General features: G+C 71.2%; 21 protein-coding genes. 8 read left to right on the plus strand and 13 right to left on the minus strand.

Features of this window, described 5'->3' with window-relative positions; genetic code table 11:
- The first annotated feature begins 86 nt into the window (after positions 1 to 86).
- Complete coding sequence (xylA, locus tag ABEA26_RS00815; RefSeq protein ID WP_345588167.1) at positions 87 to 1,250, plus strand: xylose isomerase; 1,164 nt, start codon at positions 87 to 89, stop codon at positions 1,248 to 1,250.
- Between the two features lie 519 nt (positions 1,251 to 1,769).
- Here xylA and ABEA26_RS00820 read toward each other — a convergent pair.
- Entirely contained in the window at positions 1,770 to 3,038 is a 1,269-nt protein-coding gene (locus tag ABEA26_RS00820; protein ID WP_345588169.1) for an SWIM zinc finger family protein, read from the minus strand.
- Positions 3,035 to 5,746 (minus strand): DEAD/DEAH box helicase, encoded by a 2,712-nt coding sequence (locus ABEA26_RS00825; protein ID WP_345588171.1) that lies wholly within the window; start codon positions 5,744 to 5,746, stop codon positions 3,035 to 3,037. Before ABEA26_RS00825 ends, ABEA26_RS00820 begins: the two co-directional genes overlap by 4 nt.
- A gap of 419 nt (positions 5,747 to 6,165) precedes the next feature.
- Here ABEA26_RS00825 and ABEA26_RS00830 point away from each other — a divergent pair, with 419 nt between their 5' ends.
- A complete protein-coding gene (locus tag ABEA26_RS00830) occupies positions 6,166 to 6,348 on the plus strand; it encodes a hypothetical protein (RefSeq protein ID WP_345588172.1) in 183 nt (60 codons plus the stop codon).
- A 466-nt stretch (positions 6,349 to 6,814) separates the two neighbouring features.
- Here the strand turns inward: ABEA26_RS00830 and ABEA26_RS00835 are convergent, their stop codons facing one another.
- Both ABEA26_RS00835 and ABEA26_RS00840 read right to left on the minus strand, forming a co-directional pair.
- A complete protein-coding gene (locus ABEA26_RS00835) occupies positions 6,815 to 7,783 on the minus strand; it encodes a hypothetical protein (RefSeq protein WP_345588174.1) in 969 nt (322 codons plus the stop codon).
- Between the two features lie 139 nt (positions 7,784 to 7,922).
- Positions 7,923 to 8,219 (minus strand): hypothetical protein, encoded by a 297-nt coding sequence (locus tag ABEA26_RS00840; protein ID WP_345588176.1) that lies wholly within the window; start codon positions 8,217 to 8,219, stop codon positions 7,923 to 7,925.
- 88 nt (positions 8,220 to 8,307) lie between these two features.
- Here ABEA26_RS00840 and ABEA26_RS00845 point away from each other — a divergent pair, with 88 nt between their 5' ends.
- Positions 8,308 to 9,213 (plus strand): oxygenase MpaB family protein, encoded by a 906-nt coding sequence (locus ABEA26_RS00845; protein WP_345588178.1) that lies wholly within the window; start codon positions 8,308 to 8,310, stop codon positions 9,211 to 9,213.
- Between the two features lie 568 nt (positions 9,214 to 9,781).
- On the opposite strand, the gene ABEA26_RS00850 is transcribed toward ABEA26_RS00845, so the two are convergent.
- Both ABEA26_RS00850 and ABEA26_RS00860 read right to left on the minus strand, forming a co-directional pair.
- Complete coding sequence (locus ABEA26_RS00850) at positions 9,782 to 10,381, minus strand: class I SAM-dependent methyltransferase (RefSeq protein ID WP_345588180.1); 600 nt, start codon at positions 10,379 to 10,381, stop codon at positions 9,782 to 9,784.
- Positions 10,382 to 10,834: 453 nt separating this feature from the next.
- Complete coding sequence (locus tag ABEA26_RS00860) at positions 10,835 to 11,263, minus strand: PPOX class F420-dependent oxidoreductase (RefSeq protein WP_345588181.1); 429 nt, start codon at positions 11,261 to 11,263, stop codon at positions 10,835 to 10,837.
- 116 nt (positions 11,264 to 11,379) lie between these two features.
- Between ABEA26_RS00860 and ABEA26_RS00865 the strand changes: the two genes are divergently transcribed.
- Positions 11,380 to 11,793, plus strand: coding sequence for a roadblock/LC7 domain-containing protein (locus tag ABEA26_RS00865; RefSeq protein WP_345588183.1), 414 nt, complete (start codon positions 11,380 to 11,382; stop codon positions 11,791 to 11,793).
- A 137-nt stretch (positions 11,794 to 11,930) separates the two neighbouring features.
- Complete coding sequence (locus ABEA26_RS00870) at positions 11,931 to 12,869, plus strand: DUF6397 family protein (protein ID WP_345588184.1); 939 nt, start codon at positions 11,931 to 11,933, stop codon at positions 12,867 to 12,869.
- Between the two features lies 1 nt (position 12,870).
- On the opposite strand, the gene ABEA26_RS00875 is transcribed toward ABEA26_RS00870, so the two are convergent.
- A complete protein-coding gene (locus ABEA26_RS00875) occupies positions 12,871 to 13,737 on the minus strand; it encodes an acyl-CoA thioesterase (protein ID WP_345588185.1) in 867 nt (288 codons plus the stop codon).
- A 19-nt stretch (positions 13,738 to 13,756) separates the two neighbouring features.
- Positions 13,757 to 16,270, minus strand: coding sequence for a DEAD/DEAH box helicase (locus ABEA26_RS00880; RefSeq protein WP_345588187.1), 2,514 nt, complete (start codon positions 16,268 to 16,270; stop codon positions 13,757 to 13,759).
- 145 nt (positions 16,271 to 16,415) lie between these two features.
- On the opposite strand from ABEA26_RS00880, the gene ABEA26_RS00885 reads away from it, so the two are divergent.
- On the plus strand, positions 16,416 to 17,210 hold the full coding sequence (locus ABEA26_RS00885; RefSeq protein WP_345588189.1) for a metal-dependent hydrolase: 795 nt from the start codon (positions 16,416 to 16,418) through the stop codon (positions 17,208 to 17,210).
- 23 nt (positions 17,211 to 17,233) lie between these two features.
- Here ABEA26_RS00885 and ABEA26_RS00890 read toward each other — a convergent pair whose 3' ends face one another.
- The 4 genes from ABEA26_RS00890 to ABEA26_RS00905 all read right to left on the minus strand — a co-directional run bounded on the left by ABEA26_RS00890 (position 17,234) and on the right by ABEA26_RS00905 (position 22,430).
- Positions 17,234 to 17,506 carry a type B 50S ribosomal protein L31 gene (locus ABEA26_RS00890; protein WP_345588190.1) on the minus strand — a complete coding sequence of 91 codons (273 nt, stop codon included), beginning with the start codon at positions 17,504 to 17,506 and terminating at the stop codon, positions 17,234 to 17,236.
- A 62-nt stretch (positions 17,507 to 17,568) separates the two neighbouring features.
- Entirely contained in the window at positions 17,569 to 18,039 is a 471-nt protein-coding gene (locus ABEA26_RS00895) for a DUF5709 domain-containing protein (protein ID WP_345588192.1), read from the minus strand.
- A gap of 747 nt (positions 18,040 to 18,786) precedes the next feature.
- Entirely contained in the window at positions 18,787 to 20,568 is a 1,782-nt protein-coding gene (locus ABEA26_RS00900) for an ABC transporter ATP-binding protein (RefSeq protein WP_345588193.1), read from the minus strand.
- The gene (locus tag ABEA26_RS00905) at positions 20,565 to 22,430 is read right to left on the minus strand and encodes an ABC transporter transmembrane domain-containing protein (RefSeq protein WP_345588195.1); all 1,866 of its coding nucleotides are present in this window, start codon (positions 22,428 to 22,430) and stop codon (positions 20,565 to 20,567) included. The genes ABEA26_RS00900 and ABEA26_RS00905 overlap by 4 nt, the downstream gene beginning before the upstream one ends.
- Before the next feature lie 182 nt (positions 22,431 to 22,612).
- Between ABEA26_RS00905 and ABEA26_RS00910 the strand changes: the two genes are divergently transcribed.
- On the plus strand, positions 22,613 to 23,365 hold the full coding sequence (locus tag ABEA26_RS00910) for a hypothetical protein (RefSeq protein ID WP_345588197.1): 753 nt from the start codon (positions 22,613 to 22,615) through the stop codon (positions 23,363 to 23,365).
- A 15-nt stretch (positions 23,366 to 23,380) separates the two neighbouring features.
- On the opposite strand, the gene ABEA26_RS00915 is transcribed toward ABEA26_RS00910, so the two are convergent.
- The gene (locus ABEA26_RS00915; RefSeq protein ID WP_345588199.1) at positions 23,381 to 23,842 is read right to left on the minus strand and encodes a MarR family winged helix-turn-helix transcriptional regulator; all 462 of its coding nucleotides are present in this window, start codon (positions 23,840 to 23,842) and stop codon (positions 23,381 to 23,383) included.
- Positions 23,843 to 23,970: 128 nt separating this feature from the next.
- Here ABEA26_RS00915 and ABEA26_RS00920 point away from each other — a divergent pair, with 128 nt between their 5' ends.
- Positions 23,971 to 25,773: an ABC transporter ATP-binding protein gene (locus tag ABEA26_RS00920; RefSeq protein WP_345588201.1), complete on the plus strand. Its 1,803-nt coding sequence runs from the start codon at positions 23,971 to 23,973 to the stop codon at positions 25,771 to 25,773.
- The last annotated feature ends 12 nt before the right edge of the window (positions 25,774 to 25,785 follow it).

Consider the following 25,785-nt stretch of genomic DNA (forward strand, 5'->3'; position numbering starts at 1 on the left):
CCAGGACCGTGTGTGCATACTAATTTGTAAAGCGCCATGACGAAATAGTCGGCAGCAAGTGATCGGCAGCGAGCGAGGAGCCAGGAATGAACTACCAGCCCACTCCCGAGGACAGGTTCACGTTCGGTTTGTGGACGGTCGGCTGGCAGGGCCGCGATCCCTTCGGCGATGCCACCCGGCGCGCGCTGGACCCGGCGGAGTCGGTGCGGCGTCTGGCCGAGCTGGGTGCGTACGGGGTCACCTTCCACGACGACGACCTGATCCCGTTCGGGGCGAGCGACACCGAGCGCGACGAGCACGTCAAGCGTTTCCGGCAGGCGTTGGACGCGACGGGCATGAAGGTGCCCATGGCGACGACGAACCTGTTCACGCACCCGGTGTTCAAGGACGGCGCGTTCACCGCCAACGACCGCGACGTGCGTCGGTACGCGCTGCGCAAGACGATCCGCAACATCGATCTCGCGGTGGAGCTGGGCGCGAGTGTGTACGTCGCCTGGGGTGGCCGGGAGGGTGCGGAGTCCGGTGCGGCGAAGGACGTGCGGGACGCGCTGGACCGGATGAAGGAGGCCTTCGACCTGCTGGGCGAGTACGTCATCGAGCAGGGCTACGACCTGAAGTTCGCGATCGAGCCCAAGCCGAACGAGCCGCGCGGTGACATCCTGCTGCCGACGGTCGGCCATGCGCTGGCGTTCATCGAGCGGCTGGAGCGGCCGGAGCTGTACGGCGTGAACCCCGAGGTCGGCCACGAGCAGATGGCGGGGCTGAACTTCCCCCACGGCATCGCGCAGGCGCTGTGGGCGGGCAAGCTGTTCCACATCGACCTCAATGGTCAGTCGGGCATCAAGTACGACCAGGACCTGCGCTTCGGTGCGGGCGATCTGCGGGCGGCGTTCTGGCTCGTCGACCTGCTGGAGAGGGCGGGGTACGCGGGACCGCGCCACTTCGACTTCAAGCCGCCGCGGACCGAGGACCTCGACGGAGTGTGGGCATCGGCGGCGGGCTGCATGCGCAACTACCTGATGCTCAAGGACCGCGCGGCGGCCTTCCGCGCCGACCCCCAGGTGCAGGAGGCGCTCGCCGCGTCCCGGCTGGACGAACTGGCGCGTCCGACCGCCGAGGACGGTCTCGCGGCTCTGCTGGCCGACCCGACCGCCTTCGACACCTTCGACGTGGACGCGGCCGCCGCCCGCGGCATGGCCTTCGAGCACCTCGACCAGCTCGCCATGGACCACCTCCTCGGCGCCCGCTGAGCGGTAGGTCTGCGTGAGGCTCCGGCCCCCTCCGGTTCACGGACGGGGCCGGAGCCCGTACGCACCGGGCCGCCGCCCGCCCAGCAGCGGTAACGACAACCCGGTAACGACAACCCGGTAACGACAACCCGGTAACGACAACCCGGTAACGACAGCCCGGTAACGACAACCCGGCAACGAAGCTCGGCGACCTACGGGCGGGTGCCGCGCGGGTTCTGCCTGCCAAAGGCATCCGCGCAGTCCTCCGTCCCCAAGCCGCGCCGGCGCCGGGCGTCAGCCACTCCCGGCCGTTCAGGAAGCCGCCGGGGCGCCGTCCGCGACGTGGCTTCGTAGTACTTCGCCCCGGCCACGCATGTCACGGGTGTGAGGACGGCCCGTCATCCGCTCTCATCGCCGGCATGGCTCCCTCGCCCGGTTCCCGGCGCCTCGGGCGCCGATGCCGGGACGGGCCTGCAACGGCGCTCGTACCAGGCATCGGCCTGTGCGCCCCCGATGCCGCGCCGATGCCGGGGCCGGGCATCAGGGCTCGTCCTCGGCCGGGAGCACCGCTGTGGCCAGCGCCGTCGCGGGGTCCTGCGCGGCGCCGCCCGCGGGAGCCCAACGGCCGCGCTCCTTTCGGTAGGGCCACCAGCTGCCGTCAGGGTCCAGGCGGAGTTGGTGGGGCGCGCCGACGACGGTCCACCGGTTGGCCCGTGCCCGCAACGATGGTCGCTCGTCCTCGTCCCAGGCCGATTCCAGTGCCGCACGCGCGCGTGCGAGCTTGTCGCCCTCCACCGTCCACTCTTCCTCGAGTACGGAGAGGGCGACCGCACCCCCGAGCCGCCACGCGCGTACGGCGACGGCCAGTGCCTCGGAGGTGCGCCCCGAGCCGTCACCGAGGCGGTGCAGCACCTCCGGCCGGGGACCGCCGGCGGCCAGGCGTACCGCGTCGTGCGAGGAGGTCGGTTCGGTGTACACCGGCTGCCGGTCGTGCCCGATCCGCAGGGCCTCGGTGAGCAGGCGGTGCGCCTTTGCCGCTGCCCGGGAGGCAAGGAAGGCCAAGGCGGCCGGATCGACGCCGGGAGGCGGCGTGCCTTCCGTGTCCAGGGACGGCGGTGCCCCCGGCCCCTCCTGGAGACCGGGCAGGTCGGGCAGCGGAGGCAGCAGGTGCCCCACCGCATACGCCTCCACGGCGTTCACACCCTCCGGGCGGGAGGCGGCATCCTCCACAGGCGCGTTGCCGCGCGTCTGGAGGGCGTCCAGTACGGCGCTCTCCGCGCGTCCTCGCATCAGGAGCAGCACGAAGGGGTCCTGGTCCAGCAGCCTGGCAACCTGATAACAGAGTGCCGCGGTGTGCCCGCAGTGATCCCAGGCGTCGCAGTCGCACTCCGCTTCCAGGTCGCCCAGGCCCGGCAGCAGGTCGATGCCGGCATGCGCGGCGTCCTCCACGAGGTGCGGCGGCATGTCGCGGTCCAGAAGTGCCGCGACGTGCCCCGACCGCTCGATCGCCATGTCGGCGAAACGGTCCCACTGCGCGTCGGACAGCTTCTCCAGCAGGACGTCGGCCCGGTACGCCGTGCGGTCCCGGTCCAGGACGACCGCGGTGATGCGTCCCGGGCGTACCGACACCGTGCCGACCGCTCCCGCGCGCGCGAGCCGACGGCCGACCTTCACCTGCGCCGCGTCCATGGCCGCGTCCTCCAACGCCTTCAGCCAGGCCCGGCCCCACCAGGTCTGTGCGAAGCCCCGCCCGTGCGCGGGCGGCAGCGCCGCGAACGTTCGTTCCATTTCCTCGTCGTGCCGGGTCATCGCGGACCTCCTCGCAGCTCGACCAGATCGGCCAGTTCCGCGTCCGTCAGCTCCGTGAGCGCGGCCTCGCCCGTCCCCAGCACCGCGTCGGCCAGTGCTCGCTTGCGGTTCAGCAGGGCGGCGATGCGGTCCTCGACGGTTCCCTCGGCGACCAGCCGGTGCACCTGCACGGGGCGCGTCTGGCCGATGCGGTAGGCGCGGTCGGTGGCCTGCGCCTCGACCGCCGGATTCCACCAGCGGTCGTAGTGCACGACGTGCTCCGCGCGCGTGAGGTTCAGTCCGGTGCCCGCCGCCTTCAGCGACAGCAGGAAGACCGGAACCTCACCCTCCTGGAACCGCCGCACCAACGACTCCCGTGCCGTGACGGATGTGCCGCCGTGCAGGAACAGCGAGGCCACGCCGCGGGCGGTCAGGTGCTGTTCGAGGAGACGCGCCATCTGCACGTACTGGGTGAAGACCAGCACACTCGCCTGTTCGGCGAGGATGGTGTCGAGCAGTTCGTCCAGCAGCTCCAGCTTCCCCGAGCGGCCCGTGATCCTCGGCCGGTCCTCCTTCAGGAACTGCGCGGGGTGGTTGCAGATCTGCTTCAGGCTCGTCAGCAGTTTCACGATCATGCCGCGTCGCGCCATGCTGTCGGTCCCGGCGATCTCCGCGAGGGCTTCCCGGACCACCGCCTCGTACAGCCCCGTCTGTTCCGCTGTCAGCGACACCGGGTGGTCGGACTCGGTCTTCGGCGGCAGCTCCGGCGCGATTCCGGGATCCGACTTGCGGCGGCGCAGCAGGAAGGGGCGTACGAGCCGCGTCAGCCGTTCCGCCGCAGCCCGGTCCTGACCGCCCTCGACGGCCTGTGCGTAGTGCCTGCGGAAGGTGCCGAGCCGGCCCAGCAACCCCGGGGTGGCCCAGTCGAGGATGGCCCACAGCTCGGAGAGGTTGTTCTCCACCGGAGTGCCGGTGAGCGCCACGCGCGCGCGTGCGCCGATGGAGCGCAGTCGCTGTGCGGTCTCCGAGTACGGGTTCTTCACGTGCTGGGCCTCGTCCGCCACGACCATGCCCCACGGCACGGTGGAGAGCCGGCCCGTGTCCAGGCGCATGGTGCCATAGGTGGTGAGCACGAACTCGCCGTCTGTCAGCCCCTCCAGGTCGCGCCGGCTGCCGTGGAAGCGGCGCACGGGCGTGCCGGGTGCGAACCGCTCGATCTCGCGCTGCCAGTTGCCCATGAGGGAGGTCGGGCAGACCACCAGGGTGGGGCCGGCGGCGGTCTCGTCGGTCTGGCGGTGCAGATGCAGGGCGATCAGCGTGATGGTCTTGCCCAGGCCCATGTCGTCGGCGAGACAGCAGCCCAGACCCAACGACGTCATACGGGCCAGCCAGCCGAGCCCCCTGAGCTGGTAGTCGCGCAGCGTGGCGTCGAGGGCGGCGGGCTGCGCGACGGCATCCTGCGCCTCGGGGTCGGCGAGCCGTTCCCGCAAGGACGCCATCCAGCCCGTGGGCCGGACCTCGACGCGGCGCCCGTCGACCTCCGTCGAGCCCGTCAGGGCCGCGGCGAGCGCGTCGACAGGCCTGATCTTGTGGTCCTGCCGGTTGCGGGCGCGGTGGGTCTCCTCGGGGTCGACGAGGACCCACTGGTCGCGCAGGCGCACCACGGGGCGATTGGCCTCGGCGAGCAGATCCAGCTCCTCGCGCGTGAGTCGCTGCCCGCCCAGTGCGAACGACCAGTTGAAGGCGAGCAGCGCGTCGGCGGACAGGAACGAGGGGCCGGTGTCCGACGAGGACGTGCGCGGCGACGGCTCGTCGTCGGGTGGTCCGACCTCCGCGCGGGTGGTCAGGTCACGGGCCAGCTCCCTCGGCCAGTGCACGTCGATTCCCGCGCCGGCGAGTGCCCGGGAACCCGCTCCGAGAAGGTCGGTTACGTCTTCCTCGGAGAGTTCGACGGCGTCCGGTACAGCGGCCGACAGCATGGGTGTGAGCGCGGGCCAGGCCCGTGCCGCACGGCGGAGCGCGAGTAGGGCGTCCATGCGCGCGCGAGTGCCGAACGAGTCGTCCACGCTGCCCGCCCACACCTCGGCCGAGTCCGCGACGAGCGCGGGATCGCGCACGTCGTGCACCTGCAGCACGGCCCGGAACGACGGCCGGGTTTCCTGGGAAGCCGCGGCCGACAAGCCTCGCACCTCGACGCGCAGTGACAGCCGGACGCCTGCGTCGTGCCCCGCGGCGATGTCGGCAGCCCACTCGCGCAGCTCGGGTGTACGCCGGGGCTCCCATGAGGCGTAGGCGGGTCCGGCCGTCACGAGCTCGGCGGCGGGGGAGCGGGGGAGTGTGTCGGCGACGGCGTCCAGGAAGGCGCGGATCAGCCGTTCCGGGGCGGGCAACCGCAGGGGTTGGGCGTCGTCCACGGGCACTGCGTGTGCCTCGGGCGGCATGACGGCGGCGAGGTGGCGGACTCGTTCGGTCTCCTCCGTGCCCAGCGGACCCGTGCGCCAGGCGTCGTGGTCGGTCGCGGACAGGCCGGGCAGCAGCAGCCCGCGCGCCACGAGGTGCAGCGCCTCGACGGCGACCGCGCCCCAGAACACGGTCGCCCGGTGGCCGTCCGCGCAGACACGCGCGCGGGTGAGAACCGGCAGGGCCTCCCGTACCGGCAGCAGCACCGCCGGCACGCGCACCGGACCCACGCCGTCACCGTCCGGCAGTACGACCGTCAGGTTTTCCACGCACCCCGACGAGACGGCCATGGTCGCCTCGCCGTCGGGCCGCCAGAAGGCGACTCTGCCGGTTCGGGCGGGGTCACCGGGAAGGAGAACAGCACAGCAGCGGGCGAGTTCGGAGGTCTCGGAGAGCGTCGCCGGGAGAGTGGTCTGTGCAGCGATGGTGCATTCCTCAAATTTGACTAGTTAGGGAAGTGATCGCTGATTGTACAGGACCACCGCGGGTGTGGGGCCCGGTAAGCGTGCGACGTGGGTCACTATCCGTGGGGATCTCCGAGGGGAGTCGCCGAGAGCCGCCGACGGGTCCTCAGGGGTGCGTAAGGGTATGGCCTCAGGGACGTCTCAGGGTCGCGGTACGGAACCGTGGGAAGCGCGGGCCCGTTTTCAGGACAGAGAGCGGCAATGGCCGCGAAGGAGGCGACACCATGTCGAAGAACGCCAAGGTCGCAGCAGGGGGTGTGGCGGCCGGGCTCATCCTGCTGATCTGGCTGCCCTGGTGGGCAGCCCTGCTCATAGTCCTGGGAGTCCCGGCCGCCGCGTACCTCACTCTGGACCCCGCGCAGCGACGCAGGCTGCGCCACGTCACCCGTAAAGAGGTCGGCCGTTGAGGCGCTGACGCCGTGTTCAGGCCGTCCGGGTATGGGGCAGGAGGTGACTGCATCGCCGTCCGCGGGCTGCTTATCGTGTGGTCCGCGGGGGGCGTGGTGCCCCGGTCCATGCACGCGGTAAGCGTGTCGAACGCCGACGGAAGTACGGCAGGGGCGGTCGCAGTCTGTCGGGGTGCATGTCGTACAGCCCGTCGACGTGTGTCCCGCCCTGGCCGTGTAGTAGTGGTGCAGACCCGCCCCGCCCCCTCGCGTCGATCATGTGCGCGTACACGTCGGAGTCGGTGGCCTGGGGCGACGGTGAGTTCCAGATCGCCGTGCAGGGCATCAGCGGCCTGCCGACGTGTCCGGTCGTGCGACCTCTTCCCTGGGCTGGAGCCACAGGCAAGAGGCGCCGGGTGCAGAGGTGGGAGGCAGGCGGGACCTGGTAAGTTCCCGTTTCCCAGCGGCAGCCCCCGGTGCGTCCGAGTCAGTTCGGCCGTACGGCCATCTCGTCGAGGGCATCGAGGAGTCCGGGCAGCAACGGACCCCGGCCCACCGGCAGGACCTCACCGGGTTCGTCGTCCAGCAGGATGAAGGCGATGTCGTCGGTTCTCGCGACGAGCGACCAGCCGGGGCCGTCGGCGCGCAGCGTCCGCGCGTCCCCCGGCGCGAACGACGACCAGACCCGGCCGAGCGGCGGGGGCGTGTCGACGTACGCGCGAGCCTCCGCGAGGGCCCTACGGACACCGCCGCGCCCGGCGGACCCGGCGTCGTCCTCCTCACCAGCTTCGGCTCGCTTCTCCGCAGCGCCGACCTCGTCCGTGGCGTTGACCTCGTCCGTGGTATCGGTCTCGTCCGTGGCGGTGACCTCCGCGCCCTCGCCGGTGCCCGCGTCTCCCTCCGCGTCACTGCCCGGCGCGTCGTCCGCCGGGCCGGCGCCGCCCGACACCGGGAAATCCGCGTCGTCGATCTGCCCTCGCCACTGTGCCCACTGCAGGGCGATCTCATCGGCTCCCAGGCGTCGCTGCGCGGGCCCCCAGACAGCGGTGTCCGGCGGCGACAGTGCGGGCCGGCCGGCCGACTCGGGGCCGGGATCGTGCGGGGCGGGCACGCCGGGGGCCGCCACGGCGAGCGCGAGAGGCCAGCCGGGCAGCGCCGCCACGACCGTACGCTCGTCCGGCGACAGGTCGTATTCCATGCCACAGTCCCAGGACGCCACGGCGACGGCGACCAGCGAGACGTCGTCGATGGCGACGGTCCACCGGCCCCCGTCACCGTCCTGACCGAGTACCAGGCCGTAGCCGTCGGCCACAGGCGGTAGGCCGAGCGCCGCGCACGCCTCCGGATAGTCGTCGCCCAGCACACTCGGAAACTTCGCCGGTGTCAGCAGCACCGCCGTGAGCACATAGAGCGCGTCGTCCGCGGCGGCGACGGCATTCTCGTCCGTCCCGGCCATCCCAGCCTCCCCATCTGTTCGTCCAATGGCGCGCACCCTAGTGCGACCGGGAAGTCCTTGTCACGACTCCCAGACCCACCCGAGCTGCAGCTTTCCGGCTGGACGGGGGCGAATCGACCACCTGCACCGGACGGACGGGTCAGGCCGCGGGCAGCCCCAGGAGCGAACGGGCCACGACCTGCGGCGACTCGCCGCGTTCCCGGGCGAGCGCGATCACGGCCCGGCAGGCCAGCTCGTTGACCCCGAACGACAGTGCCTCCGGCGACACCCAGGCCGCCGCCTCGTCGATCCGCTCCTGGTCGTCGTCCGCGCACGCGGAGACGTACACGGCGGCGGCCTCGAACAGATTGTGCGGGCGCTGCTCCCCGCCCGTCTTCCCCTCCGTGCGCCGAGCGGCGCGAGATCTTTCCCAGGCCTCGCGGATTCTGTGGAACAAGCGGACCACCCCTCCCTGCCGATCATCATGGCTGATCGTGCATCTCCTGCTACTCAACGTAGAGTTGCAGCTTCGACGGCAGAAGGGGATGGCCACGGTGAAGCGTTTCGAGCGGCTGGCACAGATCCGGCGGATGGACCCGTACGAGGACGCTTCGGAGATCTACCGGCTGGCCTCGGCCTACGAGTTCCCGTGGGACTTCACCCGAGCCCTCGAGCTGGCGCTGTACCGCACCTACGCCGTGCCGAGCATCGGCCGACTGCTGGCCGAGACGGCGGAGTTCACGGGCCGGCCGCAGAAGCGGTACGACGACACGGCCCTGCTGCTCGACGCCGTCGTCGAGCACGGCTTCGGCAGCGAGCAGGGCCGCACGGCCATCCGTCGGATCAACCAGATGCACCGCAGTTACGACATCTCCAACGACGACATGCGGTACGTCCTGTGCACGTTCGTCGTGACCCCCAAACGCTGGATCGACGCCTATGGATGGCGCCGGATGTCACGCCACGAGACCGTCGCGTCCGCCGTCCACTACCGCACGCTGGGGCGGCACATGGGCATCAGGGACATCCCTGGCTCCTACGAGGAGTTCGAAGCCTGCCTCGACGCCTATGAGGAGGTCCACTTCGCATGGGACGAGGGGGCGCGCCGGGTCTCCGACGCCACTCTCGACCTCATGGCGTCCTGGTATCCGAGTCCCCTCGCCCCGCTTCTGCGAACCGGGACCCTCGCCCTGCTCGACGAGCCGCTCCTGCGAGCCTTCCGGTACACCCCGCCGAGTCCCGCCACCCGGGCGCTCGTGCGCCGCGCGGTGCGACTTCGAGGGCGTGCGGTCCGGCTGTTGCCGCCGAGGCGCGCCCCGCACCACGCCCGACAGAACTGGGAGATCAAGGGCTATCCGAACGGCTACCGGCTGGCGGAACTCGGCACCCGCCCGACCCCCGGCGTACAGGGTTGTCCGATCCGCCACATCGACACGTCAGCTGTCGAGTGAACGGATCGTGTCCCGCGGCCGGATGAGCCCGGCCCGGGACGTGGCTTGCCGGCGACAGGTCCGAGCACTTCGGTCACATCCTCGACGTCCACGCCGGCACGCTGGCCGCCGTGTGGGACGCGGCGGGTCTGACCGGCGTCGAACGGACCGTGCACAGCGTCGCAGTCCCCGCCGTTTCTCGCCGCACGGAGGCCCGAGTCGGTCTCCCGGCAGGTCTCGCGGAGGTGGGCTGCGACGGTTCGAGTGGCCGACCCACGCGTCCTGCACCGCGCCGCCGTCGGTCCCCGTCGGGGGCGGTGCCCGTGCTGCGTAGCCTCCTCGAAGGGCGCCCGGTCGACCGGGTGCACCTGCGGGACGAGATCAGCGGCGCACTCGAGGGACGGGAAGCACTGAGGCCGTGGGCGTGCGCGTGGTGACCGTGCCGGGGCCGGGCACAATGTCTGTTCGACCGTCCCGACGCGTTCGCGGCAGCGGTCGCGGGGCAGGGCTGAACGGCTCACCCCTGCGCGAGCGACCGGCCCTGGCGCAAGCGGTCAGCCCTCGTGCCGGTCAGCGCCCGTGCAAGCGGTCAGTCCTCGTGCACGGCCAGGGCCAGGAAGCGTGCGTCCTGGTCGACGTACGACGTCATGCGCCAGCCGGAGCTGTGCAGCAACGGCCGGAGATTGGCCTCAGCACGCAAGTCGTCCGGTGTGACCCGCCGTCCCTGCCGCGCCGCGAGCGCAGCCCTCCCGATGGGGTGGAACAGCGCCAGGGCGCCGCCGGGCCGTACGACGCGCGCCAACTCCCGCAGGTTCCCGCCGGGATCCGGCAGGTGCGCGACGAGGCCCGCCGCGAACACGGCGTCGAGCGACCGTGACCGCAGAGGCAACGCCGCGACGTCGGTCAGCAGCAACCGTCCGTCACGATCCCTCCCGGCTCGTACGGCGGCCTGGAGCATGGCAGGGGTCAGATCGGCTCCGACAACAAGGCCCGAAGGGCCCACGGCCGCACGCAACGGGGGCAGGGCGCGTCCGGTGCCGCAGCCCGCGTCGAGCACGTGAGCCCCCTCCCGCAGGCGGAGCTCGGCGACCGCGGCCGCGTAGGCGGGGCCGTCGTCGGGGAACCGGCTGTCCCAGTCGGCGGCACGGGCGCCGAAGAACTCCTGGACACGTGTGTGGTCGTTGCTCATGCTCCGCATGATCCCCCAACGGCGCAGAGAGGATGCCGCAGCGTACGCGTTCGAACACGCGGTGCTTCGCGAAGGCCTGTACCGGCGCACACGACGACCATCTCGGTGGTCTTCGGGGTGGAGGGCGCGCCGGGCGGTACCCAGGACGCCGGTCAGGGGGCCGACGCGCGAGTGCTCGTCGAGTTCGCCCGCGCGGGCGAGGCGCCGGCCCAGGAGGACGCCTGCTCGCCGACGGCCTCGGCGGCGAACGGCTGCGCGCCGCCACGGCGCCCAGGAGATCCTACGCCCTCGACCTGGACCAGGCGACCCCCGTGGTGCTTGCGACGCCCGCCATCGGGACTCGGGAAAGGAGGGTCTGATTCGGCTCGTCGAGTATGCCGGGCGGGTGCACGCCACCCGGCGGCTCGACTCCGCGTGCTGAGCGGGCCCGGCCCGAGTGGGGCCGGGCAGGCCTCAGTCTGCCACGGCCCTCTGTGCCGTGACCTTGTCCACAGTGACGCGGACGAGGAGCTCGCCCGGGACGCCGTTGCGGTCTCCGAACTCCTCGGCGCGTTCCTCTCCCATGTACCGGGCCCCGACGCGGGCGGCCCAGTGCCGAAGTTCGTCGAGGTCCTCCGAGACCCGGGCGCACCCCTGCAGCACGACGAAGTCGAAGGGCGGCCGGTCGTCGTCCACGCACAACGCGACCCGCCCGTCGCGGACCAGATTGCGACCCTTCACGGTGTCCTTGCCGGTGTTGAACACCACGTCGTTCCCGTCGAGCAGGAACCAGATCGGCGCCACATGCGGGCTGCCGTCCGCCCGAACGGTCGAAAGCTTCCCGGTGCGGGTGCCGTCCGAGACGAACGCCCGCCATTCCTCATCGGTCATCTTCTGTGCCATGCCCCCATCCTGCTTGCCCGCAGCACTGGCGTGGTGAAGGCTGGCGGGCAGATCCTCCGGGCAGGGGGGAGACCATGCACACGGGACGACACGGGACAACACGGGGAGAACGGATCATGGCGCAGAACCAGGGACTTGGCTGGCTGCTCGACGACCTGACCGAGCGCGTCGAGCACGTTCGGCACGCATTGGTCCTGTCCAACGACGGGCTGGTCACCGGAGCCAGTACGGGCCTGCGACGCGAGGACGCCGAGCATCTCGCCGCCGTCTCGTCCGGACTGCACAGCCTGGCCAAGGGCTCGGGCCGCCACTTCGGCGCTGGTCAGGTACGGCAGACGATGGTCGAGTTCGACGACGCCGTGCTGTTCGTCACCGCCGCCGGCACGGGCAGCTGCCTGTGCGTGCTCAGCGGCGCGGAGACCGACATCGGGCAGATCGCCTACGAGATGACGCTGCTCGTGAACCGGGTGGGTGAGCACCTCGACGTCGATGCGCGAAAGCCGGGCCGGATATCATCTGAAGAGCTCTGACCTGGCCTTTCAACGCCTCCGAAAGGTCTGCCGCGGAGTTTTCCACAGGCTCGCCACGGATGCCGCGATCGTGGCTACGTTCTTGTGTCAGGCGGGCGCGGACGGCGTCGGCCGCACATTCCACGGGGGACAAGAGCATGTCCGGCAACACCATCACGCACGACGTCACGGTCACCGCCGAGCAGACCGGCACCACCCGCGGCACTGCCCGTGACACCTCGTTCGCGCCGAGCCGTGCGGCGCGAGAGCTCGGCCTCAGGCGCCGTGACTTCGACCTCGCCGTACGCCTCGGTCGTATCCGCACCGTGCCCGACGACAAGGGAGGCGGCCGACGCGTCGCCCGCGACGAGATCGAGCGAATCCGGGCGGGGGCGGGCTTCCCCGAAGCGCTGCGGGACAGCATTCGAGTTGTCGGGACCACGGAGGGCGCGGCCCTCATGGCAGTGACCACGGCCCGGTTCACCCGCCTCGCACGGCTGGGGCTGCTGGTACCGATGACGTTCTATGTCAACCGCTACCGCGCCGTCGTCTGGCTCTACCTGGCCGACGACCTTCGACAGTTCGCGGCCGACGAGAGGAACGCCGCTCTGCTGAAGGGCCGGACCTCCGAGGGCCTGCGGGACCAGCTGACCGAGGGCCTGGACCTGCGACCTCGCAACTGGCGGGGGCGGCACCTGGGGTTCCTGCTCAGCCAGGCCGACGATCCGTGGTCCCGGGCCGCGGCCATGGCGTCGCTGCTCGGTCCGGTCGACGTCTCGGAGGTCGTCAGGGACCCCTATGAACGCTCCCACCTCCACCGGTTCCGCCCCGCGCCGCCGACCCACGGCACGCCCGGCTCACCGGCCGCGCATCTGGCCGAGGAGATCATGACGGCGACCGACCCGGACGAGATCGACTGGCTCCGCACGGACCTGGCTGGTGCGGTGGAAGCCGCTCGGCGACAGCGTCCGGCGCCGAGCCCGGCCCTTCGCCCGGTGCCGTCGGCTCCGCCCGGCCGGAAATCCACGCCGCACGGGGCGCAGGAGACCGGACGGCTCCGCGGCCTGCTCGGCCGGATCCGGCGCAAAGACTCGTGAGCTACAGGGCCCGGAACAGCCCCTCCTGGACGACGGACACCAGCAGGCGCCCCTCCGCGTCATAGATCCGGCCTCGGGCCAGACCCCGCCCACCGGTCGCGATCGGCGACTCCTGGTCGTACAGGAACCACTCGTCCGCTCGGAACGGCCGGTGGAACCACATGGCATGGTCCAGCGACGCCATGTCGAAGCCCCGTGGACCCCACAGAGGTTCCACCGGGATACGCACGGCGTCCAGGAGTGTCATGTCGCTGGCGTAGGTCAGGGCACAGGTGTGCACGAGCGGGTCGTCACCGAGCGGCCCGACCGCACGCATCCACACCGCGCTGCGGGGCTCGGCGCCCTCGACCTCATCGGCGCTCCAGCGCAGGCGGTCGGCATAACGGATGTCGAAGGGCTGGCGGCGTGCCATCCGCTCGAACTGCTCCGGCAGCGCGCCCAGATGTTCCCGCACCTCGTCGGCGACCGTCGGTAGGGACTCGGGATCCGGCACTGTGCGCGCCGGCGGCAGCTGATGCTCGAAACTCCCTTGCTCAGGCTTGTGAAAGGAAGCGGTGAGATTGAAGATCGTGCGGCCCTGCTGCACCGCGGTGACCCGGCGGGTCGTGAACGACCGCCCGTCCCTCACCCGTTCCACCTGGTACACGATCGGCACGCCCGGGCGCCCCGGGCGCAGGAAGTACGCGTGCAGCGAGTGCACCGGGCGGTCGCCCTCCGTGGTGCGGCCAGCGGCGACCAGGGCCTGGCCGGCCACCTGGCCCCCGAACACCCGCTGCAGCGACTCCTCGGGGCTGCGGCCACGGAAGATGTTGACCTCGATCTGCTCCAGGTCGAGCAGGGCGACGAGGCCTTCGGCCGGATTCGTCATCGGTGGGATTCTCCTGTATTCACAGCTGACCGACATCGGTGACGCGGACGACCGCCCGGCCCTCCGCGTCGGAGGCCGTGAGGTCGACCTCCGCGCTGATGCCCCAGTCGTGGTCGTCGCTCGGGTCGTCGAAGATCTGTCGTACGCGCCACAGGCCGTTCTGCGGCTCCTCCTGGAGCACCAGCAGCTTGGGACCGCGGGCGTCCGGACCCGTGCCGAGGTCGTCGTACTCGTCCCAGTACTTGTCCATGGCCTCGCCCCACGCGTCGGCGTCCCAGCCGGCGTCGGAGTCCATCTCGCCCAGTGCCTCGACCTGGTCGAGGGCGGCCAACTCGACGCGGCGGAACATGGCGTTGCGGACGAGGACACGGAAGGCGCGAGCGTTGGCGGTGACCGGCCGCACCTGGTCGGCCTTCTCCTGCGCCTCCTCGGCGGTCATCTCCGCCGGGTTGGCGAGCTGCTCCCACTCGTCCAGCAGACTGGAGTCGACCTGACGCACCATCTCGCCGAGCCACTCGATCAGGTCCTGCAGGTCGTCGGACTTCAGGTCGTCCGGGACCGTGTGATCGAGGGCCTTGTAGGCACTCGCGAGGTAGCGCAGCACGATGCCCTCGACGCGGGCCAGTTCGTAGTGGGACACGAGCTCCGTGAAGGTCAGCGCCCGCTCGTACATGTCTCGGATGACGGATTTCGGCGACAGCGGGTGGTCGCCGACCCAGGGGTGGCTCCTGCGGTAGGTGTCGTAGGCGTGGAAGAGCAGTTCGTCCAGGGGCTTCGGGTAGGTGACGTCCTGGAGGCGCTCCATGCGCTCCTCGTACTCGACACCGTCCGCCTTCATCGCGGCCACGGCTTCGCCACGAGCCTTGTTCTGCTGGGCGGCGAGGATCTGCCGCGGGTCGTCCAGAGTGGACTCCACGACGGAGACCATGTCCAGCGCGTACGACGGCGACTCGGGGTCCAGCAGCTCGAAGGCGGCCAGGGCGAACGTGGAAAGCGGCTGGTTCAACGCGAAGTCATGCTGCAGGTCCACCGTGAGCCGGACGACGCGACCCTCGGCGTCCGGCTCGTCGAGCTTCTCGACGATGCCGCCGTCCAGCAGCGAGCGGTAGATGGCGATCGCCCGACGAATGTGCCTGAGCTGCTGCTTGCGCGGCTCGTGGTTGTCCTCCAGCAGGTGCCGCATCGCCGCGAAGGCGTCACCGGGCCGGGCGATCACCGACAGCAGCATCGTGTGCGTGACTCGGAACCGGGATGTCAGCGGCTCCGGATCGGAGGTGATGAGCTTCTCGAACGAGCTCTCCGACCAGGCCACGAAGCCCTCGGGAGCCTTCTTGCGGACGACCTTGCGTCGCTTCTTCGGGTCGTCACCGGCCTTGGCGAGCGCTTTCTCGTTCTCGACGACGTGCTCGGGTGCCTGGGCGACGACGAACCCCTCCGTGTCGAACCCCGCGCGTCCGGCCCGGCCGGCGATCTGGTGGAACTCCCGGGCCCGCAGCGTGCGCACCCGGGTGCCGTCGTACTTGCTCAGCGCCGTGAACAGCACGGTGCGGATGGGGACATTGACTCCCACGCCCAGCGTGTCCGTTCCGCAGATCACCTTCAGCAGGCCGGCCTGCGCGAGTTTCTCCACCAGCCGCCGGTACTTGGGAAGCATGCCGGCGTGATGGACACCGATGCCGTGACGGACGTAACGGGAGAGGTTGCGGCCGAACTTCGTGGTGAAGCGGAAGTTGCCGATCAACTCGGCGATCCGCTCCTTCTCCTCACGCGTGCACATGTTGATGCTCATCAGCGCCTGTGCCCGCTCCACGGCCTGTGCCTGCGTGAAGTGCACGATGTAGACGGGAGCCTGCCGGGCCGCCAGCAGGTCGGTGAGCGTCTCGGTGAGCGGCGTGTAGCGGTACTCGTACGAGAGCGGCACGGGCCGGGTGGCCGAGCGGACCACCGCCGTGGGGCGGTCGGTGCGGCGCGCGAGGTCCTTCTCGAAGAAGGAGACGTCACCGAGCGTGGCCGACATCAGGACGAACTGGGCCTGCGGCAGTTCCAGCAGGGGGATCTGCCAAGCCCAGCCGCGGTCCGGCTCCGCGTAGAAGTGGAACTCGTCCATGACGACCTGGCCGATGTCCGCGTGCTTGCCGTCCCGCAGCGCGATCGACGCCAGGACCTCGGCGGTGCAGCAGATGACAGGGGCGTCGGCGTTCACGGAGGCATCGCCGGTCAGCATGCCGACGTTCTCGGTGCCGAAGATCTTGCACAGCTCGAAGAACTTCTCCGACACCAGTGCCTTGATCGGGGCCGTGTAGAAGGTGACCTCGTCCCGGGCCAGCGCGGCGAAGTGGGCACCCGCCGCGATCATGCTCTTGCCGGAGCCGGTGGGCGTCGACACGATCACGTTCGCGCCGGAGACCGCCTCGATCAGCGCCTCCTCCTGATGGGGGTAGAGCGTGAGACCGCGCTCCTGGGCCCACGCCTCGAAGGCTTCGTACAGGGCATCGGGGTCGGCGGTCCGCGGCAGCTGGTCGATGAGGGTCACGCCCCCATCTTGCCTGCCCCGAGTCCTGATGGGGGAATCGGCTGTCCGCGTGAAGATCACGAACGCTACGCTGGGTCGCTCACGAGGCATCAGTGGACCCGGACAACTGCACAGTGGCACAACAGGAATGGGGCGGGCAACGGCGATGATGGGACCAGCGCACTCACTGTCGGGCGCCGCGGCGTGGCTCGGCGTCGGGGCGGCGACCGCTGCCGCAGGGCACTCGATGCCCTGGCCGGTGCTGCTCGCCGGAGCTCTGATCTGCGCCGGAGCGGCGCTCGCCCCGGACCTCGACCACAAGGCGGCCACCATCTCCCGGGCCTTCGGACCGGTCTCACGGGGATTGTGCGAGATCGTCGACAAACTGTCGTACACCGTCTACAAGGCCACGAAGAAACAGGGCGACCCGCGCCGATCCGGTGGACACCGCACGCTGACGCACACCTGGCTGTGGGCGGTCCTCATCGGTGGGGGCACTTCGGTTCTGGCCATCACGGGCGGCCGCTGGGCGGTCCTGGCGATCCTCTTCGTGCACATGGTGCTGGCGATCGAGGGCCTGCTCTGGCGAGCGACCCGCGGCTCCAGCAGCGACGTGCTGGTCTGGCTGCTGGCCGCTACCAGCGCCTGGATCCTTGCCGGGATACTGGACAAACCGGACGGTGGTGCGGACTGGCTGTTCACCGCTCCGGGCCAGGAGTACCTGTGGCTGGGGCTGCCGATCGTGCTCGGCGCGCTGGTGCACGACATCGGGGACGCGCTGACCGTTTCGGGCTGCCCCGTGCTCTGGCCGATACCGGTGGGCCGCAAGCGCTGGTACCCCATAGGCCCGCCGAAGGCCATGCGGTTCCGGGCGGGCAGCTGGGTGGAGCTGAAGGTGCTGATGCCGGCGTTCATGCTGCTCGGGGGAGTGGGCGGCGCGGCAGCGCTCAACTTCATCTGAGGGATGAGGGGGATCCGGCCAGGTCAGCCGGTCCCGCCGGGGCCCTGCCCCTCGCCTGCGCCGTAGCGCCGCTCGAAGCGCGCGAGCCGCCCTTCCGAGTCCACTGTCCGCGCCTTTCCCGTGTAGAAGGGGTGGCTCTCGGAGGAGATCTCCACGTCCACCACCGGGTAGGTCTCGCCGTCGTCCCAGGCGATGGTCTGGTCGCTGGTCGCGGTGGACCGGGTGAGGAAGGCGTACCCGGCACCGCGGTCGCGGAAGACGACGGGCCGGTACTCAGGGTTCTTTTCCTGCTGCATGGCTGCTCCTCGGGTGGCGCGGATCGTCGGGCGACGGCACGGGAACGCCGCCGCGAGCGGTGTCAGCCGGGCAGGGAGTCCGCGTCGACGACATGCATCGCCGCCTCCTCGGCGGAGGCGGCCGCGCCGTCGATGCCCACGTCCACGGCGACCAGTGCCGGCTCCTCGTCCTCGTGCGCCCCCTCGTCGGGTGCCACGAGCCGGCCGGACCGGTCCGCACCGACCTCGTTGTCCAGCAGTTCGCCGTCGGTGCCGTCGGAGTCGCCCAGTCCGTCGCCGTCGGGTGCGAGCACGTCCGGCCACTCCTCGGCGAGCCGCTGCTCCAGGGTCTCGCCCCGGTGGCGTTCGGCGGCCGTCACACCGGTGTGCTCCACCGCCCAGGGGCGCTCGGGCGGGGACCAGCCCCGGTCGAGGGGATCGTCGACACCGTCGTACTCGAGGGTGTCCTCACCGTCGAGCAGCCCGGTGTCTTCCCTCTGCTCGGATCCGTCGGGTTGGTAGACGTCATCTCCCCATCCGTCGGCGCTGTTCACGGGTACCTCCAGGGGGTGGGGACGGGCCCCTTCTCTCCGTGGACCGCGGCGGGCCGCCGCTGCACGGGGCACACGCGTCACCCGTCGCAGAACCGCACGGTTCCAGGGCCTGCCCCGAGCCGGTGCCTCTTCCCAGCCTTCCACTCCCGTTCGGGACCGCGCAACGGCACGACCGTCGACCGGGGCACCCGACACTTCCCGGCCCCTGGTCGGCCGGTCGCCTGCTCCTGCCGACCAGGGGCCGCAACCCTGTCGGGCGCCGGCCCACCTCTGTCGGGCGCCGGCGTGCCCCCGGCACTGACCGGGCCGCTCGAGCACAGGGGAGGTCCGCCGGTGCGTTGGTCTGCTTCGAGGGGACCGCGCGCAGTCACCCGAGCGCTGGACACCTCCCGTCAGGTACGGGCGCGATGTTCGACCGGGCCCCGGCCTGCTCTCACCGGGCACGGGCGCATGCCGACCGTGTACCTGCCGCGCAGTCGAGCAACGGTCGGTTCCGGCAGGGTGCCGGTGGACTACGTCCGGGCCCTGGTCGCGTTCGTCCCCGCTGCGGGAGACCGAACGCGCCCAGGCGAGTACGACGCCCGGCCACTCGCCGGTCGACTCCGACGAAACGCCGGTGGGCCGCGACCCAGCACCAAGCGCCCCTACCGCGTCCGGTCCGTCACGGACGGCAACCGGCCCCCCGGGACGTGCCCGGCCCGAACGGGGCCCGTCGCGCCGTCCGGGCAACTGCCGAGTGGAGCATGCTCACCCGTGCCACGACCGCCACAGCGCCGCATACGCGCCGTCCGCCGCGACGAGCTCGTCGTGGCTGCCCAGTTCGCTGATCCTGCCGCTCTCGACGACGGCGATGACGTCCGCGTCGTGGGCGGTGTGCAGACGGTGGGCGATCGCGACGACTGTGCGGCCTTCGAGGACCTTGGACAGGGACCGCTCGAGGTGACGTGCGGCCCGAGGGTCGAGCAGGGACGTCGCCTCGTCCAGCACCAGGGTATGCGGGTCGGCCAGGACCAGGCGGGCCAACGCGATCTGCTGGGCCTGCGCCGGGGTGAGCGAGAAGCCGCCCGAGCCGACCTCGGTGTCGAGGCCCTCGTCGAGCCCGCGGGACCAGTCGTCCGCGTCGACCGCGCCCAGCGCCGCCCACAGCTCGGCGTCGGTCGCGCCGGTCCGGGCGAGGCGGAGGTTGTCGCGCAGCGAGCCCACGAAGACGTGGTGCTCCTGGTTGACGAGGGCGACGTGCGAGCGGACCCGCTCGGCGGACATCCGGGACAGCTCCGCGCCACCCAGGGTGATCCGGCCGTCGCGGGGACCGTAGATGCCGGCGAGCAACCTGCCCAGCGTGGACTTTCCGGCGCCCGAGGGACCGACCAGGGCGAGCCTTGTGCCGGGGGCGACCTCCAGCGACACCTTGCGCAGGACGTCCACGCCCTCGAGGTAGCCGAAGTACACGCGATCAGCGTGCACATGCCGCCCGTCGGGGGTCAGCGCCGGGTCACCCGCGTCCGGCTCGATGTCCCGCACGCCCACCAGCCGGGCCAGGGACACCTGGGCCACCTGCAGCTCGTCGTACCAGCGAAGGATGATGCCCACCGGGTCGACGAGCATCTGCGCCATCAGTGCCGCCGTGGTCAGCTGGCCGACCCCGATCCAGCCCTGCAGGACGAACACACCACCGATCAGCAGGACGGAGGCGAGCACGGTCACATGGGTGACGTTGATGACCGGGAAGAGCACCGACCGCAGCCAGAGGGTGTAGCCCTCCCAGGCCGTCCACTCCCTGACCCGGCGGTCCGACAGCTCGATCCGGCGGGCGTCCAGGCGGTGCGACTCGACGGTGCGCCCGGCGTCCACGGTCTCGGCGAGCGCGGCGGCCACGGCGGCGTACCCGGCGGCCTCCGACCGGTAGGCGGAGGGCGCCCGCCGGAAGTACCAGCGGCAGCCGATCACCAGCAGCGGCACCGCGAGCAGCACCGCGGGCGCAAGCGGCGGGGCCGTGATCACCAGCCCGCCGAGCAGGAGCGCCACCCACACCACGCCGATCGCCAGCTGGGGCACGGCCTCGCGCATGGCGTTGGCGAGCCGGTCGATGTCCGTCGTGATCCGGGAGAGCAGATCACCCGTGCCGGCCCGCTCCAGCACGCCGGGCGGCAGCCCGACCGACCGCACGAGGAAGTCCTCACGGAGATCCGCCAGCATCCGCTCGCCGAGCATGGCCCCGCGAACCCGCACTTCCCGCACGAACACCGCCTGGACGACGAGCGCGATGACGAACAGCGTGACCGTGAACCCCAGGCTCAGCTCACGGGTGTCGTCCGACACCCGCTCCACCAGACCGCCCAGCAGGTAGGGACCCGCCATCGAGGCGATCACGGCGAAGGTGTTGACGGCGACGAGGAAGAGGAACGCGCGGCGGTGCCGGCGCAGCAGTTCTCCCGCGTACGCGCGTACGGTCGCGGGCGCGCCGACGGGCAGGGTGCTCGCTGTCGTCGGGGCCGCCGGGTCGTACGACGGGGGTGCGACGCCGATCATGCCGTCTCCTCGATCTCTTCCAGTCGGTGCAGTACCTCGTCGTCGCCGAGGACACCGTCGCCGAGGGCGGGGACCCGGGTTTTCGTGGCCTCGTCCCCGGCCGTGGGTCCGTTCCGGTGTGCCGCGGTCTCCTGGTCGGTCTCGCGGGTCACCACCGCCCGGTACCGGGGCTCGGAGTGCAGCAGGTCCCGGTGGGCGCCGATCGCCGCGACCTCGCCGTCGTGCAGGAAGACGATCCGGTCCGCGTGGTCCAGTAGCAGTGGCGACGAGGTGAACACCACCGTGGTGCGTCCCGCCCGCAGTGACCGCACGCCCTCCGCGATCCGTGCCTCGGTGTGCGAGTCCACGGCGGAGGTCGGTTCGTCCAGGACGAGCGCCTCCGGGTCCGTGATCAGAGACCGGGCCAGCGCGAGCCGCTGGCGCTGGCCGCCCGACAGGGAACGGCCCCGCTCGGTGATCCGGGCGTCCATCGGGTCGTCGGCGCCGAGCGATCCCTGCGAGAGGGCAGCCAGTACGTCCGCGCACTGGGCGGCCGCCAGAGCGTCCTCGGCGTCGACGGCGCCGGACGCGGGTACGTCGAGCAGCTCGCGCAGCGTGCCGGAGAGCAGTACGGGATCCTTGTCCTGGACCAGTACGGCGGTGCGCGCGGACTTCAGGGGCAGTTCGTCCAGCGGTACGCCGCCCAGCAGGGCCGACGTGCCCCCCTCGGAGGGGTGCCCGCCGAGTCGTTCCGCCAGGCGCCCGGCCGCGTCCGGGTCGCCGCACACCACGGCGGTGAGCCGGCCCTCCGGCGCGAGCAGACCGGTGGTCGGGTCGTACAGGTCCCCGGCGGGGACCTCGGCAGGGCGCGACCCCGTGGTGTCCGTGGCCCGTTCCAGGGCCAGCACCCGTGCGGCGCGTTTGGCCGAGGGCCGGGAGAAGGAGTACGCCATGGCGATCTCCTCGAAGTGCCGCAGCGGGTAGGTGAGGATCATGACGGAGCTGTAGACGGTGACGAGTTCGCCGACGCCGATGCGGCCCTCACGGGCCAGGTGGACGCCGTGCCAGACCACCACGACCAGCAGAAGCCCCGGCAGCAGCACCTGGATCGCGGAGATCAGGGACCACATCCGCGCGCTGCGCACGGCTGCGTGGCGTACCTCCTGGGAGGCGCTGCGGTAGCGGTCGAGGAAGAGTTCCTCGCCGCCGATGCCGCGGAGCACGCGCAGCCCCGCGACGGTGTCCGACGCGAGTTCGGTGGCGCGGCCGGCTTTCTCGCGCTGGACGTCGGCCCGCCGGGTGGCCCGGGGGAGTAGGGGCAGTACGGCGAGGGCCAGCACCGGCAGGCCCAGGATCACGACGATGCCGAGCGCCGGCTCGTAAACGACCAGGGCCACGCAGACCAGCACGATGGTCAGCGCGGCCGCGGTGAAGCGGGAGACCGCCTCCACGAACCAGCCGATCTTCTCGACGTCCCCGGTGGAGACGGCCACGACCTCGCCGGCCGCCACGCGGCGGGTCAGTGCCGAGCCCAGCAGCGCGGTCTTACGGGCCAGGAGTTGCTGAACGCGGGCCGCGGCGGTGATCCAGTTGGTGACGGCGGTGCGGTGCAGGAACGTGTCGCCGATCGCGTTGCCGACGCAGCAAAGCACCATGATCCCGCCCGCCAGGGCGAGCCGGGTGCCGGAACGGTCGACGACGGCCTGGATGGCGAGACCGACGCAGAAGGGCAGGGCAGAGACGGAGGCGAAGTGCAGCAGGCCCCAGGCCAGCGACCTGAGTTGGCCGCCCAGCTGGTTCCGGAACAGCCACCACAGAAATCGGGGTCCCGAACGTGCGTCCGGCACGCCCGGGTCGGGAAACGGAAGGTCTCGGATCTGCATGGCGTCCCAGTGGTTCGTGTCAGGGGGTGCCGTTCGAGACGGCATCAAGAGGCTGCAAACCGTGAAAGGTTCGCGTCACGGCGTGCCCAAAATCAAGCGGTTTTCCGCGATGAGGTACGAATCCGGCTGCCGCCCGTCGCACCCCTCCGGAGACGGTGCGGCGCGAGTGCGACCATGGACCGATGCGGAGCGGTGGTGCACGGCGTACGGCGGTCGCGACGGTGGCCCTGGGATCCCTGCTGGCGACGTTGTCCGCCTGTGGCGGCCCGTCAGGGCCCGGCGCGGACGCCGGAGCGAGCAATCCCGCCGGCGGTGCGGGCGGAAGCAGTGCCACGGCCGACCCGGCACGGATCCCCGGCGTCGGCGACCGCCTCCAGCGGCGCATCCCGGCCGACTCCCGGCAGGTGGTCGCGGTGTACGGCGACGGCAAGGACTCCGCCGACTCCACGGTCGTGCTCTACACGAGACAGGGCTCCGCCTGGCACCGTGCCGGCAGTTGGCCGGCGCACAACGGAGCGAAGGGATGGACGACAGACCACCACGAGAACGACAGGCGCAGCCCTGTGGGGGTGTTCTCACTCAGCGACGCGGGCGGCGTGCTCCCGGACCCGGATCCGGCCCCCGGCACCGGGCTGCCGTACACCCGATCCGTCGCCTTCGCGGCACCGCGGTGGTGGGCCAAGTCGCACTGGCACGACTTCGACTACGTCATCGCCATCGACTACAACCGGGTCGAGGGCACCGCACCGAACGACCCGACCCGACCCGAGGGCGCGTCCAAGGGCGGGGGAATCTGGCTGCATATGGACCACGGCAGCGGTACGTCCGCCTGCGTCAGCCTGCCCAAGCCGGCGATGGAGCATCTGCTGCGCACGCTGGACCCGGAACGGCGCCCGGTGGTGGTCATGGGGGACAGGGCGCGTCTGTCGGCCTGACCGCGCGCCTCCCGGTCACGCCGTCCGTCGGTTCCGCTCGATGTCGGGTCCGTCGATCAGTGAGTCCAGCAGACCGCCGAGCAGCACGCGCTGCTCGTCCGTCAGCGGGGCCAGGATCTCCTCCGCGGCACAGCGGCGCGCGCCGTGCAGTTCCCGCAGCGCCGTGCGTCCGTCGTCGGTGAGCTCGATCCGGATCACCCGGCGATTACCGGGGTCAGGGACGCGGCGTACCTTCCCGGCCGACTCCAGTCCGTCGACCAGCGTCGTCACCGCCCGCGGTACGACTTCCAGGCGCTCGGCCAGATCGGCCATGCGGGGCGGCGAGCCGTAGTGTGCCAGGGTGCGCAGCAGCCGGGACTGGGCCGGTGTGATGCCGAGGTCTCGGTGCTCGAGATGACGCTTCTGGATGCGGTGTACCCGGCGGGTGAGCCGCAGCAACTGCTCGGCGAGCAGGCCGTCGGGATCGGGGGCGGTCATGGGGGAACAATATCAGGATGATGTGCATTGTGAGTGTAGGTAACAATGATCTATGATCCGTGAGGCCCGCAGGAGGTCTGCCGACCGCAGGCCAGGCCGGCCTCCTCCGCCGCCCTCCGAAGGAGCCCATGCACCCCGATCGCGAGTCCACCTGGACCGCACCCGCAGACGTCAAGGAACAGCCCCGGCAGGTGCGCCGCATCCTGAAGCTGTTCCGCCCCTATCGCGGCCGCCTCGTGATCGTCGGGCTGCTGGTCGGCGCCGCGTCGCTGGTGTCGGTCGCCACTCCCTTCCTGCTGAAGGAGATCCTGGACGTCGCGATTCCCGAGGGGCGCACGGGCCTGCTGAGCCTGCTCGCCCTCGGAATGATTCTCGGCGCCGTCCTCACCAGCGTCTTCGGTGTGCTGCAGACGCTGATCTCCACGACCGTGGGCCAGCGGGTCATGCACGACCTGCGCACCGCCGTCTATGGCCGGCTGCAGCAGATGTCACTCGCCTTTTTCACGCGCACCCGCACCGGCGAGGTCCAGTCCCGCATCGCCAACGACATCGGCGGCATGCAGGCCACCGTCACCTCCACGGCGACCTCCCTGGTCTCCAACCTCACCAGCGTGATCGCCACGATCGCCGCCATGGTCGTCCTCGACTGGCGCCTGACCGTCGTCTCGCTCCTCCTGCTGCCGGTGTTCGTCTGGATCAGTCGCCGAGTCGGCAGGGAACGCCGGAAGATCACCACCCGGCGCCAGAAGCAGATGGCCGCGATGGCCGCCACGGTCACCGAGTCGCTCTCCGTCAGCGGCATCCTGCTCGGACGCACCATGGGCCGCTCCGACTCGCTCACTCGCGCCTTCGTCGACGAGTCCGAGAGCCTGGTCGACCTGGAGGTGAGGTCGAACATGGCGGGCCGCTGGCGGATGGCCGTCATCACCATCGTCATGGCCGCCATGCCGGCCGTCATCTACTGGACCGCGGGCGTCGCCCTGCAACTCGGTGGCCCCGACGTCTCCCTCGGCACCATCGTGGCCTTCGTCTCGCTCCAGCAGGGTCTGTTCCGCCCGACCGTGAGCCTGCTGTCGACCGGCGTCCAGATCCAGACCTCGCTGGCGCTCTTCCAGCGCATCTTCGAGTACCTCGACCTGCCGGTCGACATCACCGAGCGGGACGATCCCGTCCGCCTCGACCGCGTCAAGGGCGAGGTCCGCTTCGAAGGCGTCGAGTTCCGTTACGACGACAAGGGCGGCCCCGTCCTCGACGGCATCGACATCACCGTCCCGGCGGGCAGCAGCCTCGCCGTCGTCGGCCCGACCGGCGCCGGCAAGTCCACTCTGGGACACCTGGTGCCGCGGCTGTACGACGTGACGGGTGGCCGGGTCACCCTCGACGGGGTCGACGTGCGCGACCTCGACTTCGACACCCTCGCACGCGCGGTCGGCGTCGTCTCGCAGGAGACGTACCTCTTCCACGCCTCGGTCGCCGAGAACCTGCGCTTCGCCAAGCCGGACGCCACCGACGCGGAACTGGAGGCGGCGGCGCGGGCGGCCCAGATCCACGACCACATCGCCGCCCTGCCCGACGGCTACGACACGGTGGTCGGTGAGCGTGGGCACCGCTTCTCCGGTGGCGAGAAGCAGCGCCTGGCCATCGCCCGCACCATCCTGCGCGACCCGCCCGTCCTCGTCCTCGACGAGGCGACCAGCGCCCTGGACACCCGTACCGAGGCCGCCGTGCAGGACGCCATCGACGCCCTGTCCGCCAACCGCACCACGATCACCATCGCGCACCGCCTGTCCACCGTCCGGGGCGCCGACCGGATCGTGGTCCTCGACTCCGGACGCCTGGCCGAACAGGGCAGACACGAGGAACTGCTGGAGCGGGACGGACGGTACGCGGCCCTGGTCCGCAGGGATGCCCGACTGGAGCCGACAAGATGACGATATGCCGGG

It is taken from the genome of Streptomyces marokkonensis (assembly GCF_039539045.1).
Lineage (GTDB): Bacteria > Actinomycetota > Actinomycetes > Streptomycetales > Streptomycetaceae > Streptomyces > Streptomyces marokkonensis.

Bases quoted from the DNA above. Each gene is read 5' to 3' on its own strand.
- xylA (WP_345588167.1), top strand. From the start codon at position 87: ATGAACTACCAGCCCACTCCCGAGGACAGGTTCACGTTCGGTTTGTGG.
- ABEA26_RS00820 (WP_345588169.1), bottom strand. From the start codon at position 3,038: ATGACCCGGCACGACGAGGAAATGGAACGAACGTTCGCGGCGCTGCCG.
- ABEA26_RS00830 (WP_345588172.1), top strand. From the start codon at position 6,166: ATGTCGAAGAACGCCAAGGTCGCAGCAGGGGGTGTGGCGGCCGGGCTC.
- ABEA26_RS00835 (WP_345588174.1), bottom strand. From the start codon at position 7,783: ATGGCCGGGACGGACGAGAATGCCGTCGCCGCCGCGGACGACGCGCTC.
- ABEA26_RS00845 (WP_345588178.1), top strand. From the start codon at position 8,308: ATGGCCACGGTGAAGCGTTTCGAGCGGCTGGCACAGATCCGGCGGATG.
- ABEA26_RS00850 (WP_345588180.1), bottom strand. From the start codon at position 10,381: ATGAGCAACGACCACACACGTGTCCAGGAGTTCTTCGGCGCCCGTGCC.
- ABEA26_RS00860 (WP_345588181.1), bottom strand. From the start codon at position 11,263: ATGGCACAGAAGATGACCGATGAGGAATGGCGGGCGTTCGTCTCGGAC.
- ABEA26_RS00865 (WP_345588183.1), top strand. From the start codon at position 11,380: ATGGCGCAGAACCAGGGACTTGGCTGGCTGCTCGACGACCTGACCGAG.
- ABEA26_RS00870 (WP_345588184.1), top strand. From the start codon at position 11,931: ATGTCCGGCAACACCATCACGCACGACGTCACGGTCACCGCCGAGCAG.
- ABEA26_RS00875 (WP_345588185.1), bottom strand. From the start codon at position 13,737: ATGACGAATCCGGCCGAAGGCCTCGTCGCCCTGCTCGACCTGGAGCAG.
- ABEA26_RS00885 (WP_345588189.1), top strand. From the start codon at position 16,416: ATGATGGGACCAGCGCACTCACTGTCGGGCGCCGCGGCGTGGCTCGGC.
- ABEA26_RS00890 (WP_345588190.1), bottom strand. From the start codon at position 17,506: ATGCAGCAGGAAAAGAACCCTGAGTACCGGCCCGTCGTCTTCCGCGAC.
- ABEA26_RS00900 (WP_345588193.1), bottom strand. From the start codon at position 20,568: ATGATCGGCGTCGCACCCCCGTCGTACGACCCGGCGGCCCCGACGACA.
- ABEA26_RS00905 (WP_345588195.1), bottom strand. From the start codon at position 22,430: ATGCAGATCCGAGACCTTCCGTTTCCCGACCCGGGCGTGCCGGACGCA.
- ABEA26_RS00910 (WP_345588197.1), top strand. From the start codon at position 22,613: ATGCGGAGCGGTGGTGCACGGCGTACGGCGGTCGCGACGGTGGCCCTG.
- ABEA26_RS00915 (WP_345588199.1), bottom strand. From the start codon at position 23,842: ATGACCGCCCCCGATCCCGACGGCCTGCTCGCCGAGCAGTTGCTGCGG.
- ABEA26_RS00920 (WP_345588201.1), top strand. From the start codon at position 23,971: ATGCACCCCGATCGCGAGTCCACCTGGACCGCACCCGCAGACGTCAAG.